Origin of the sequence: Streptomyces sp. NPDC004134 (assembly GCF_042874195.1) — a bacterium.
GTDB lineage: Bacteria > Actinomycetota > Actinomycetes > Streptomycetales > Streptomycetaceae > Streptomyces.
Genome location: NZ_JBIAMS010000007.1, coordinates 237,719 through 249,290 on the forward strand (window position 1 = coordinate 237,719; position 11,572 = coordinate 249,290).

10 protein-coding genes and 1 riboswitch are annotated in these 11,572 nt (G+C 73.1%); of the genes, 6 read left to right on the plus strand and 4 right to left on the minus strand.

The window, feature by feature from the left end:
- Window positions 1-861: a trehalose-phosphatase gene (gene otsB, locus ACFYVJ_RS12790; protein WP_388889795.1), complete on the plus strand. Its 861-nt coding sequence runs from the start codon at window positions 1-3 to the stop codon at window positions 859-861.
- Window positions 862-918: 57 nt separating this feature from the next.
- Here the strand turns inward: otsB and ACFYVJ_RS12795 are convergent, their stop codons facing one another.
- On the minus strand, window positions 919-1,779 hold the full coding sequence (locus ACFYVJ_RS12795; RefSeq protein WP_388889925.1) for an alpha/beta fold hydrolase: 861 nt from the start codon (window positions 1,777-1,779) through the stop codon (window positions 919-921).
- 103 nt (window positions 1,780-1,882) lie between these two features.
- Between ACFYVJ_RS12795 and ACFYVJ_RS12800 the strand changes: the two genes are divergently transcribed.
- On the plus strand, window positions 1,883-2,410 hold the full coding sequence (locus tag ACFYVJ_RS12800; protein ID WP_388889797.1) for a CGNR zinc finger domain-containing protein: 528 nt from the start codon (window positions 1,883-1,885) through the stop codon (window positions 2,408-2,410).
- Window positions 2,411-2,470: 60 nt separating this feature from the next.
- Here the strand turns inward: ACFYVJ_RS12800 and ACFYVJ_RS12805 are convergent, their stop codons facing one another.
- Entirely contained in the window at window positions 2,471-3,898 is a 1,428-nt protein-coding gene (locus ACFYVJ_RS12805; protein ID WP_388889800.1) for a trehalose-6-phosphate synthase, read from the minus strand.
- A gap of 797 nt (window positions 3,899-4,695) precedes the next feature.
- Window positions 4,696-5,658, minus strand: coding sequence for a glucosyl-3-phosphoglycerate synthase (locus ACFYVJ_RS12810; protein ID WP_388889804.1), 963 nt, complete (start codon window positions 5,656-5,658; stop codon window positions 4,696-4,698).
- Between the two features lie 181 nt (window positions 5,659-5,839).
- Window positions 5,840-5,979: riboswitch (SAM riboswitch) on the plus strand.
- 17 nt (window positions 5,980-5,996) lie between these two features.
- On the opposite strand from ACFYVJ_RS12810, the gene thrC reads away from it, so the two are divergent.
- The 4 genes from thrC (at window position 5,997) to groL (ending at window position 10,201) form a co-directional block, all read left to right on the plus strand.
- Complete coding sequence (gene thrC, locus ACFYVJ_RS12815) at window positions 5,997-7,295, plus strand: threonine synthase (RefSeq protein ID WP_388889807.1); 1,299 nt, start codon at window positions 5,997-5,999, stop codon at window positions 7,293-7,295.
- Window positions 7,292-7,570, plus strand: coding sequence for a MoaD/ThiS family protein (locus tag ACFYVJ_RS12820; RefSeq protein ID WP_047017340.1), 279 nt, complete (start codon window positions 7,292-7,294; stop codon window positions 7,568-7,570). The genes thrC and ACFYVJ_RS12820 overlap by 4 nt, the downstream gene beginning before the upstream one ends.
- A gap of 396 nt (window positions 7,571-7,966) precedes the next feature.
- Window positions 7,967-8,170, plus strand: coding sequence for a cold-shock protein (locus ACFYVJ_RS12825; RefSeq protein WP_018839739.1), 204 nt, complete (start codon window positions 7,967-7,969; stop codon window positions 8,168-8,170).
- A 408-nt stretch (window positions 8,171-8,578) separates the two neighbouring features.
- Window positions 8,579-10,201, plus strand: a complete 1,623-nt coding sequence (gene groL / locus ACFYVJ_RS12830; RefSeq protein WP_101422708.1) for a chaperonin GroEL — start codon at window positions 8,579-8,581, stop codon at window positions 10,199-10,201.
- 257 nt (window positions 10,202-10,458) lie between these two features.
- Here the strand turns inward: groL and murQ are convergent, their stop codons facing one another.
- Complete coding sequence (gene murQ / locus ACFYVJ_RS12835) at window positions 10,459-11,394, minus strand: N-acetylmuramic acid 6-phosphate etherase (protein WP_388889812.1); 936 nt, start codon at window positions 11,392-11,394, stop codon at window positions 10,459-10,461.
- Window positions 11,395-11,572 lie beyond the last annotated feature (178 nt).

Consider the following 11,572-nt stretch of genomic DNA (forward strand, 5'->3'; position numbering starts at 1 on the left):
ATGGGCAGCACCTCCGCAGCACAGCTCCCCGTTCCGCGTACCGAGGCGGGCCGCGCCGGCCTCGCGGCGCTCCTCGCCGACCCGGAACAGGCCCTCGTCGCCTTCGACTTCGACGGCACCCTCGCGCCGATCGTCCCCGACCCCGACGCCGCGCGGGCCCACCCCGGCGCCGTACCCGCGCTGGCCCGGGTCGCGCCGCGGGTCGGGACCGTCGCCGTCATCACCGGCCGGCCCGCCGCAGTGGCCGTACGGTACGGCGGCTTCGCGGGCGTCGAGGGGCTGGCGCACCTTCGCGTCCTCGGCCACTACGGCGACGAGCAGTGGGACGCCGCCACCGGCACCCTGCGCGCCCCCGACCCGCACCCCGGCGTCGCGGCGGTGCAGGCCGAACTGCCGGGCGTGCTGGAGGCGGCGGGCGCCTGGCGGGGCACGTGGATCGAGGACAAGGGCCGCGCCGTCGCCGTCCACACCCGCCGCGCCGACCGTCCCGCCGAGGCCGCCGACGCGCTGCGCAAGCCGCTGGACGACCTGGCGGCGGCCCACGGCCTCGTGGTCGAGCCCGGCCGCTTCGTCCTCGAACTCCGCCCCCCGGGCATGGACAAGGGCCGCGCCCTCACCGCCCTGACCCGCGAGACCGGCGCCCGCACCGTCCTCTACGCCGGCGACGACCTCGGCGATCTCGCCGCCTACGACGCCGTGGACACGCTGCGCCCGGAGGGCGTCGCCGGCCTGCTGGTGTGCAGCGCGGCGACGACGGGCGAGGGCGCGGACGGGCTGGCGGACCGCGCGGACCTGACGGTCGACGGACCGCAGGGCGTGGTGGACCTCCTGACGACCCTGGCAACGGCCCTCGGCGAGTAGCCCGGCGCCGTCAGGCCCGGAGCCTCGCGGCCCCGCGGCCCGGCGGCCGCGCCCCCTTCAGTCCGAGAGCCGGCGCAGGAAGTCCCGTATCAGCCCGGCGCTCTGCGCGAACCGTGTCGTCAGCGGGAAGTGACCGGCGTCCAGCAACTGCACCTGCGCGTCCTTCGCGTCCCGGGCGAACGCGCGCGCCCCGTCGGCCCCGAAGATCTCGTCGTGCCGTCCCCAGGCCGCGAGGACCGGAGGCTGGTGCACGCGCAGATACTCCTGCCAGTCCGCGTACCGGCCGGGGTTCGTGCCGTAGTCGAGGAAGAGGTCGAGCTGGATCTCCTGGTTGCCCGGCCGGTCCAGCAGCGCCTGGTCGTGGACCTCCAGCGCCGGGTCGACCAGCGACGTGTCCGGGACGCCGTGGCTGTACTGCCAGTGCGTGGCGTCCGGGGTGAGGAGTGAGCGGAGTGCCTCGCGGTTGGCCGGAGAGGGGTCGGCCCAGTAGGCGCGGAGCGGGGCCCAGAAGGGGGTGAACCCTTCGTCGTACGCATTGCCGTTCTGGCTGACGATGCCGGTGATGCGCTCGGGGTGGCGCAGGGCGAGGCGGAAGCCGACCGGGGCGCCGTAGTCGTGGACGTAGATCGCGTAGCGCCGGACTCCTAGCTGGTCGAGCAGCTTGCCGACGACATCGGCGAGATGGTCGAAGGTGTACGCCCACTCCGCGGCCGGGGGCGCGGAGCTGAGCCCGAAGCCGGGGTAGTCGGGGGCGATCAGGCGGAACTCGCCGGCCAGCTCCGCCATCAGGGGCGCGAAGCCGACGGACGACGTCGGGAAGCCGTGCAGCAGCACGAGCGTCGGCGCACCCGGGTCGCCCGCCTCCCGGTAGAAGACGTCGAGGCCGTCGATGCGGGCGGTGCGGTGGCGTACGGTCACGGCGAACTCCAACCATCAAAGTGAACTTGAACGGTTACGACGGGAAAAACCTAACCCGCCCCTGCCAACCTGTCAACTCGACTTGAACGGTTACATTGCTCGTATGGCACGACCGCTGACCGGCGAACCGCTGGCCCTGGACCTGGTGAACACCTGGTGGATCGACGAGGGAAGCCCCGTCGACTTCTTCTACGAGCCCGACGGCGTCAGCCGCTGGCTGGGTGAACACGGCCTGTCCGCCCCCGCGGCCGGCGCCCCCGGCCCCGGCGCCGCTGCCGTACGCGAGCCGCTGACCACCGCCCGCGCCGCCCTGCGCGCCGCCCTCGACGGCGACGAGCAGCCGCTCGACGAGATACTGGCCCACGGCGCCCGCCGCCCCCTGCTGCGCGCCGGCCGGGCCACCTCGGAGATCGTCGTGGACGACCCCGCGTGGCTGCCGGCCTGGGTCGCCGCGGCCGATCTGGTCCGGCTGTACGAGGAGCACCCGGAGCGGGTCCGCGGCTGCGCGAACCCCGAGTGCGTGCTGTGGTTCTACGACATCAGCAAGAACGGCCGCCGCCGCTGGTGCTCGATGGAGGGGTGCGGCAACCGCGCCAAGGCGGCCCGCTTCCAAGAGCGCCACCGCCGCTGAGAGCGCCGCGGTCCTGACCGCGGTTTGCGCCCGTACCGAGGGCTACGTCCGTACCGCCGGCTAGGCCCGCAGCGCGTCCAACTGCGCGAGGAACCACGCCTGCGGCGGCAGCGCCGTGGCCGCCGCCGCCAGCCGCTTCGTCCGCCGGGCGCGCTCGTCGCGCGGCATCGTCAGCGCCGCGTGCAGCGCGTCCGCGGTGGCCTCCACGTCGTACGGGTGCACCACGAGCGCGTCCTCGGCAAGGTCCGCGTACGCGCCCGCCTCCCGGGACAGCACCAGCGCGCAGCCGTCGTCCGAGACCACCGGGATCTCCTTCGCGACCAGGTTCATCCCGTCCCGCAGCGGATTGACCAGCGCCACGTCCGCCAGCCGGTACGCGGCGAGCGAGCGGGCGAAGTCGTCCTCGACGTGCAGCACGACGGGCTGCCAGCCGTCTGTCCCGTACGCCTCGTTGATCTCCGCGGCGAGGCGGCGCACCTCGGCGGTGTAGTCCCGGTACACGGCCAGGTCCTGCCGGGACGGATACGCGAACGCCAGCTTCACCACGCGCCCGCGCCACTCCGGCCGCGCTTCCAGCAGCCGCCGGTACGCGAGCAGCCCGCGGACGATGTTCTTCGACAACTCCGTGCGGTCCACCCGCGCGACGACCTCGCGGTCCGCGCCCCCGATCTGCTCGCGCAGGGCCGCCATCCGCTCGGCGACATCCGGCCGCCGCGACCGCTCGCGCAGGAAGTCGGCGTCGGCGCCGAGGGCGTGCACGTCGACCCAGGTCGTCCGCTCCCCCCGGGCCTCCTCCCCGGCCCACGCGACATCCGCCTGGCCGCCCAGCACGTCGCGGCAGCAGCCGGCGAACGCCTCGGCCCAGCGGCGGGTGTGGAAGCCGACGCGGTCGGCGCCCAGCAGCCCGCGGAGGAGGGCTTCGGCGATGTCGTCGGGGAGCAGCCGGAAGTACTCGGGGGGCGCCCAGGGGGTGTGGGTGAAGTGCGAGATGCGCAGGTCGGGGCGGCGCTCGCGGAGCATGCCGGGGACGAGGCACAGGTGGTAGTCCTGCACGAGCACCGCCGCGCCCTCGGCGGCACCCTCGGCGAGGGCGTCGGCGAAGGCGCGGTTGTACGTCTCGTACGCGGCCCACTGGCGGCGGAAAGCGGCGTCGAAGACGGGGGCGACGGGGATGTCGTAGAGCATGTGGTGCACGAACCACAGGACGGAGTTCGCGACGCCGTTGTACGCGTCGTGGAAGACGTCCGGGTCGATGCCGAGCATCCGTACCCCGGGCTCGGCCACCCCCCGCCGCACGGCCTCGCGGTCCCCGTCACCCAGCGCCGCACACACCCACAGCGCCCCGGCCTCCGGCCCGACGGCACTGAGCCCGGAGACGAGCCCGCCACCGCCGCGCTTGGCGACGAGGTCCCCGTCGTCGCCGACGGCGTACGAGACGGGCCCGCGGTTGGACGCGACGAGCAGGGGAGCACCGGGCGACACGACCATGCGCCGAGCCTAGCCACGTCAGCCCCCGCCGAAACGCAACCGGGGCGGTGTGGCCGATACCGGTGGGGCACGCGGGCCGGTGAGGCCGAAGGGCTCCGGACGAAGGAGGGACCCGGGCGGCGGCCCGGGGTTGCGGGGCGGTCGGGGGGTGGAGAGTGACGTCACGCGGGGTTGCGGTTCGGGGGCGCAGCCGGCCGGGGGAGGCCCGCGGAGTCTCGGGGTGTGGTCCCCAGGCGGCTCGGGCGGAGCCCGGCCGGGTCTCGGGCGGAGCCAGTGACGGTCCGGGGAGCGGCCCTGCTCGGGAGCTGGGGGGCAGAGCCCCGAACAGGGGGTGGGGTCGGAGCCCCGTCCAGTCCGGGGCGCGTCCCCGCCGGTTCCGGGGCGGAGCCCTGGGGGTTTGGGGGCGCGGCCCCGCCGGGGTTCGGGGCGCAGCCCTTGCCGGGGTCTGGGGCGCAGCCCCTGCGGGGTTGGGGGCGCGGCCCCGCCGGCGTTCGGGGCGCAGCCCCTGCCGGGGTCTGGGGCGCAGCCCTGGGGGTTTGGGGGCGCAGCCCCTGCCGGGGTTGGGGGGTGGGGCCCCGCCGGGGCCGGGGCAGCGCCCCGGGGTTCGGGGGCGGAGCCCGTGCCGGGGTCCGGGGCGTAGCCCCGCTGGGGTCTGGGGCAGCGCCCCGGGGGTTCGGGGGCGGAGCCCCCGGCGGGGTTCGGGGCGCAGCCCCGGTGGGTCTCGGGGCGGAGCCCCGAGTCTCGGGAAGGGGCGGGTACGGGGAGATCCCACCCCGCCATCGCCCGCCCGGCGAGGGCTACGCCGCCCGGCGTTCCACGTACTCGGGGATCTCCCCCATCGGCGGCCGCTCCTCCGTGTCCACCCCGTACGTCCGCGGCTCGAACGCCCCGTCCGCCCCCCTGTCGAACTGCGTCAGCCGCGGCCGCACCAGATGCCCCCGCGCCAGCCGCAACTGCGCCGTGCGGTAGATCGCCGCCGCCATGCGCCCCAGCGCGCGGTCGTCCTGGTGCCGGTGCCGCCGGACGCCGACGTCGACCTGCGCCAGCGCGTCCAGCCCCACCGTGTGCAGCGCGTCGACGAGCAGGCCCAGCTCCACCCCGTACCCGACCGGGAACGGCAGCCGCTCCAGCAGCGACCGCCGCGCCGCGTACTCGCCGCCCAGCGGCTGGACGAAGCCGGCCAGCAGCGGCCAGTGCAGGTTCAGCAGCGGCCGGGCCACCAGCTCGGTCACCCGCCCGCCCTGTCCGTTCGCCCCCGTGCCCAGCGGCCTGTCGTACACCGCCTTCACGAACTCCACGCCGGGATCCGTCAGCAGCGGGCCCACGATCCCGCTCACGAACGCCGTGTCGAAGTCCCGCAGGTCCGCGTCCACGAAGCACACGATCTCGCCGCGCGTCACCAGCAGCGACCGCCACAGCACCTCGCCCTTGCCCGGCACCGCGGGCAGCCGCGGCAGCACCTCGTCGCGGTGTACGACCCGCGCGCCGGCCGCGGAGGCGACCTCCGCCGTACGGTCCGTGGAGCCGGAGTCCATCACGACCAGCTCGTCCACCAGCCCGCCGTCGCCGGGAGCCATCAGTTCCGCGCGGATCGCCGCGACGATCGCCCCGACCGTGGCCTCCTCGTCGAGCGCGGGCAGCACCACGCTCACCGTGCCGCGCGCCCCGAGCGCCCGCTTGGCCGCCAGCAGCCGCGCGGGCGGCCGGTCCGCCGCGGACCAGGACCGCGTCCTCAGCCACTGCTCCACGTCATCGAGCACCTGCGGGCCTCCCCTTGCCGGGTGTCCTGTCCGGTGTGAGAGCCGTCTCGCGTATCGGACGGCCCTCACAACTGTCCTGGTCGTCGGTTACAGTCTTGAACAACGTGCGTGACGTCCCTATGTCGGGGTCGGCGCGCCGGACAAAAGCGCCGGACGGCCCCGCCGGACCCGCGCCATACAGAGCTCATCCAGAGGGGCAGAGGGAACGGCCCGTTGAAGCCCCGGCAACCCTCCGTCCGGTACTCGCGACGCTGCGAGGCCCCGGACGGTGATGGTGCCAATTCCGTCCTGCGGCGAGATGCGTCGCGGGGAAGATGAGGAGAGAGGGCCTCGCCAGTATGGCTGTAGACACAGCTCCCACCGCCGTCGACGGCGCCCCTGATCTGGGTCCTGCCGTCGCGCTGTCGTGCCGGGAGTGCGGGGAGCGGGTGCCGCTGGGTCCGGTGTTCGCGTGCCAGTCGTGTTTCGGGCCGCTGGAGGCGGCGTACGAACTCCCCGGCGGTGACGCCGAGTCCGCCGCCCGGCTGCGGGCCCGTATCGAGGCGGGGCCGCGGAGCATCTGGCGGTACGCGCCGCTGCTGCCGGTCCCCGCGGACGTCGCGGACAAGCCGAACCTGAACCCGGGCTTCACCCGGCTGCACCGCGCCGACCGGCTCGCCGCCGAGCTGGGCGTGACGGGCGCGCTGCACGTCAAGGACGACTCGGGCAACCCGACGCACTCCTTCAAGGACCGCGTCGTCGCGATCGCCGTCGAGGCGGCGCGCGCCTTCGGCTTCACCACGCTGTCGTGTTCGTCCACGGGCAATCTGGCGGGTGCGGTCGGCGCGGCCGCGGCGCGGGCGGGGCTGCGTTCGTGCGTGTTCATCCCGTACGACCTGGAGCACGCGAAGGTCGTCACGGCCGCGGTCTACGGCGGTGACGTGGTCGGCATCGAGGGCACGTACGACGACGTGAACCGCTTCTGCTCGGAGCTGATCGGCGACCCGATCGGCGAGGGCTGGGGGTTCACGAACGTCAATCTGCGCCCGTACTACGCGGAGGGCTCCAAGACCCTCGCGTACGAGATCTGCGAGCAGCTCGGCTGGCGGCTCCCGGACAACATCGTCATCCCCGTCGCCTCCGGCTCCCAGCTCACGAAGATCGACAAGGGGCTGAAGGAGCTGATCGCGACGGGGCTGGTCGAGGAGCGCCCGTACAAGATCTTCGGCGCCCAGGCGGCCGGCTGCTCCCCGGTCTCGCGGGCCTACAAGGACGGTCACGACGTGGTACGTCCCGTGCGGCCCGACACGATCGCCAAGTCCCTCGCCATCGGCAACCCGGCCGACGGGCCGTACGTGCTGGACATCGCCCGCCGGACCGGCGGCGCGGTGGAGGACGTGACGGACGCCGAGGTCGTGGACGCGGTGAAGCTGCTGGCCCGTACCGAGGGCGTGTTCGCGGAGACGGCGGGCGGCGTGACCTTCGGCGTGCTGGCCAAGCTCGTCGCGGACGGCCGGATCGACCCGGCCGAGACCACCGTCGCGATCAACACCGGCGACGGTCTGAAGACCCTCGACGCGGTCGCTCCCACCACGGGGCCGAGCGCGATCATTCGTCCCACACTCGACTCCTTCCGAGAGGCCGGCCTCGCATCATGAGCGTGAACGTCCGAATTCCGACCATCCTCCGTACGTATACCGACGGGCGGGCAGAGGTGAGCGCCGAGGGCGCGACGCTGGCCGAGGTGATCGAAGACCTGGAGAAGAACCACCGGGGCATCGCCGGCCGGGTGCTGGACGATCAAGGCAAGCTGCGCCGCTTCGTGAACGTCTACGTGAACGACGACGACGTCCGCTTCGCCGATGGCCTGCAGACTCCCACTCCGGAGGGGGCCGGGATCTCGATCATTCCGGCGGTCGCCGGAGGCTGCTGAACCCCTCTCGCGTGTGTGCGGCCCCACCGATCCGGAGTGGGGCCGTTCGCATGTCCGGACACGCGATAGGGTTGGGACGTTCCCCCCTCGTGGCCCATGCTCCACGCATATGAGAACGCGACAAGTTCCCCGCAAATGCGGAGAGTTAATTGTCGTGATGGTGAGTTATGCCCTGCCCGAGTTGTCAGGGAATGGCGGAGGTTGATCGGAAAAATACCGATCAGGTGTCCGCAGAATTCTCGTCCGAGTGACCTGTTGCACTGGGCATCTGTGCGGATACATTCAGCCGCGGTCGACGCGTTCCGGCGCACGCCCCGGCGTGTATCCGGGGGTGAGGTCTGACCCGGGTCCGCGGAGTGCGGTCCTGTGTAAGGGCCGGCAATAGGGGAGTTTGGAATGGCTCAGGGCACCGTCAAGTGGTTCAACGCGGAGAAGGGGTACGGCTTCATCGCGGTCGACGGTGGTGCGGATGTCTTCGTCCACTACAGCGCGATTCAGATGGACGGATACCGCACCCTCGAGGAAGGCCAGCGGGTCGAGTTCGAGATCTCGCAGGGCCAGAAGGGGCCGCAGGCAGACATGGTCCGCGTCAGCGGCTGAGCGCCGGGCATCGACCACGGACGACTCGCGACGGCCCGCACCCTCCGGGGTGCGGGCCCTCTGCTGTCCGCGCCCGTGTCCGTACGCCTCTGCCGGGCCCCGTGCCCGTACCCCCTCCGTTCCCCCCTGCCCGTGCCTCTCCGTCCACGCCTCCTTCCGCCGCCTGTTGTGCGGTGCCGCGGTCCGGTTCCGCTCTGCGCATGAGAAGCCCCTACCCGCTTGCACTCGCAGGGGGCGAGTGCTAATCATTGGCGTTAGCACTCTCCCCGTGAGAGTGACAGCACGGGACCGGTTCGGTGAGGTCCGTACGCCGGGTGGGAGGGAACCACGCGGGTCGCGGACCGTCCGTCGCGGGCGCCAGCGCGGTCCGGACACAGACGACCCCCCTGTCCGGGAGGACTCAACACAATGGCCAAGACCATCGCGTTCGACGAGGAGGCGCGGCGCGGCCTCGAGCGCGGCATGAACCAGCTCGCCGACGCCGTCCGCGTCACCCTCGGCCCCAAGGGCCGGAACGTCGTCCTCGAGAAGAAGTGGGGCGCCCCCACGATCACGAACGACGGTGTCTCCATCGCCAAGGAGATCGAGCTCGAGGACCCGTACGAGAAGATCGGCGCCGAGCTGGTCAAGGAGGTCGCGAAGAAGACGGACGACGTCGCCGGTGACGGCACGACGACCGCGACCGTCCTGGCCCAGGCCCTGGTCAAGGAGGGCCTGCGCAACGTGGCCGCCGGCGCCAACCCGATGGCGCTGAAGCGCGGCATCGAGAAGGCCACCGAGGCCGTCTCCGCCGCCCTGCTGGAGCAGGCCAAGGACGTGGAGACCAAGGAGCAGATCGCCTCCACCGCCTCCATCTCCGCCGGCGACACCCAGATCGGCGAGCTGATCGCCGAGGCCATGGACAAGGTCGGCAAGGAAGGCGTCATCACCGTCGAGGAGTCGCAGACCTTCGGGCTGGAGCTGGAGCTCACCGAGGGCATGCGCTTCGACAAGGGCTACATCTCGGCCTACTTCGCGACCGACATGGAGCGCATGGAGGCGGAGCTCGAGGACCCGTACATCCTCATCGCCAACTCCAAGATCAGCGCGGTCAAGGACCTGCTGCCGCTCCTGGAGAAGGTCATGCAGTCCGGCAAGCCGCTGCTGATCATCGCCGAGGACGTCGAGGGCGAGGCCCTGTCCACCCTCGTGGTGAACAAGATCCGCGGCACCTTCAAGTCCGTCGCCGTCAAGGCCCCGGGCTTCGGCGACCGCCGCAAGGCCATGCTCGGCGACATCGCCATCCTCACCGGTGGCCAGGTCATCTCCGAGGAGGTCGGCCTCAAGCTGGAGAGCGCCACGCTCGACCTGCTGGGCCGCGCCCGCAAGGTCGTCATCACCAAGGACGAGACCACCATCGTCGACGGCTCCGGCGACAGCGAGCAGGTCCAGGGCCGGGTCAACCAGATCCGGGCCGAGATCGACGCCAGCGACTCCGACTACGACCGCGAGAAGCTGCAGGAGCGGCTCGCCAAGCTGGCCGGCGGCGTGGCCGTCATCAAGGCCGGCGCCGCGACCGAGGTCGAGCTGAAGGAGCGCAAGCACCGCATCGAGGACGCCGTGCGCAACGCGAAGGCGGCCGTCGAGGAGGGCATCGTCGCCGGCGGCGGCGTGGCCCTGCTGCAGGCCGGCCACGTCTTCGAGAAGCTGGAGCTCCAGGGCGACGAGGCCACCGGCGCGTCCGCCGTGAAGCTGGCCCTGGAGGCCCCGCTCAAGCAGATCGCGGTCAACGCCGGCCTCGAAGGCGGCGTCGTGGTGGAGAAGGTGCGCAACCTGACCGCCGGTCACGGGCTCAACGCCGCCAGCGGCGAGTACGTCGACATGATCGCCGAGGGCATCCTCGACCCGGCCAAGGTGACCCGCTCCGCGCTGCAGAACGCGGCGTCGATCGCGGGCCTGTTCCTCACCACCGAGGCCGTCGTCGCCGACAAGCCGGAGAAGGAGAAGGCCGCGGCCGGGGGCGGTATGCCCGGCGGCGACATGGACTTCTGATCCTGGATCGCGAAGTCCGTACGTCCGCCGCGGCCGCGGCCGGACGGCGGACGGGCTGACGAACCGAGGGCGGTACCCCGCAGGGGGTGCCGCCCTCGGGCGCGTCGGTACACGGCGCGGGCTGCGGCAGCGGCGGCCCACGGCGGGGCTGCGGCTGCGCGGTCGCCTCGGAGTCGGAGTAGGGGCGGCCGGCGCTCCCGGGCGGCGCCGGCCGGGAGCAGTCTCCGGTCGACGACCCCCGGGCGACACCGCCGGGTTCAGCTCACGTCGGTCGCGGACTTCAGGGCGACTCGCAGATGACCGTGTGAGGCGTCGAGCAGGCGCTCCGCCGTGCTGCCGTCCACGCCGCCGAGGATGGTGAGGATCGCGTTCTTCACCTCGCCGTGGGTCTCCGCGAGGGCGGCCTCCACCTCCTCGTCGCCCGCGCCCGTCGCCAGCGCGACGATGCGCCGCGAACGGGCGCGCAGCTTCTCGTTGGAGGCGCGCACGTCGACCATCAGGTTCCCGTACGTCTTGCCGAGCCGGATCATCGTGATCGTCGACAGCATGTTGAGCACGAGCTTCTGCGCCGTGCCCGCCTTCAGCCGCGTCGACCCCGCGATCAGCTCGGGGCCCACGACGACCTCGATGCCGTGCTGCGCGGCCGCGCCGAGCGGCGAACCGGCGTTGCAGGACAGCCCGATGGTCAGCGCCCCTCTGCCGCGCGCGTACGTGACGCCGCCGACGGCGTACGGCGTGCGGCCGGAGGCGGAGATGCCGACGACCGCGTCGTCGGGCCCCAGCTCCGCCGCCGCCAGGTCGGCCGCGGCCAGTTCCTCGCTGTCCTCCGCGCCCTCCGTGGAGGTCCGCAGCGCCACGTCCCCGCCGGCGATCATGCCGACGACCTGCGACGGGTCGGTGTTGAACGTCGGTGGGCACTCGCTGGCGTCCAGCACCCCGAGCCGGCCCGCGGTGCCGGCGCCCAGATAGAACAGCCTGCCGCCGCGGGCCATGCGCTCGGCGATGTCGTCGATGGCGGCGGCGATCCGGGGCAGTTGCGTGGCGACAGCGCCCGGGACCCCGCTGTCCTCCTCGTTCATGAGTCCGGCGATCTCCAGGCTGGAGAGACGGTCGATCTCTGCCAGCTCGGGACGGAACGCCTCGGTGGTCAGGTTTTCCAGCTCCCGGCGGATGTCTGCTGAGGGAGAGGGCATGTCGGAGCGGCTCTTTCCATACGGTGCGTGGCGCGCGGTGGGCGGTGCGCGCACGCGGAGGTGGGTCGGTCACGGCGGCTTGCGTGGTGCGGTCGCCGGCGGTCGGACTGCCGCCGCGGGCGTCCGGCGCGCGAGGCGCGCCAGGCCACCGGGCGGCGCCGGCGCCGGCGTCGTACGG

Bases quoted from the DNA above. Each gene is read 5' to 3' on its own strand.
- otsB (WP_388889795.1), top strand. From the start codon at position 1: ATGGGCAGCACCTCCGCAGCACAGCTCCCCGTTCCGCGTACCGAGGCG.
- ACFYVJ_RS12800 (WP_388889797.1), top strand. From the start codon at position 1,883: ATGGCACGACCGCTGACCGGCGAACCGCTGGCCCTGGACCTGGTGAAC.
- ACFYVJ_RS12805 (WP_388889800.1), bottom strand. From the start codon at position 3,898: ATGGTCGTGTCGCCCGGTGCTCCCCTGCTCGTCGCGTCCAACCGCGGG.
- thrC (WP_388889807.1), top strand. From the start codon at position 5,997: ATGGCTGTAGACACAGCTCCCACCGCCGTCGACGGCGCCCCTGATCTG.
- ACFYVJ_RS12820 (WP_047017340.1), top strand. From the start codon at position 7,292: ATGAGCGTGAACGTCCGAATTCCGACCATCCTCCGTACGTATACCGAC.
- ACFYVJ_RS12825 (WP_018839739.1), top strand. From the start codon at position 7,967: ATGGCTCAGGGCACCGTCAAGTGGTTCAACGCGGAGAAGGGGTACGGC.
- groL (WP_101422708.1), top strand. From the start codon at position 8,579: ATGGCCAAGACCATCGCGTTCGACGAGGAGGCGCGGCGCGGCCTCGAG.
- murQ (WP_388889812.1), bottom strand. From the start codon at position 11,394: ATGCCCTCTCCCTCAGCAGACATCCGCCGGGAGCTGGAAAACCTGACC.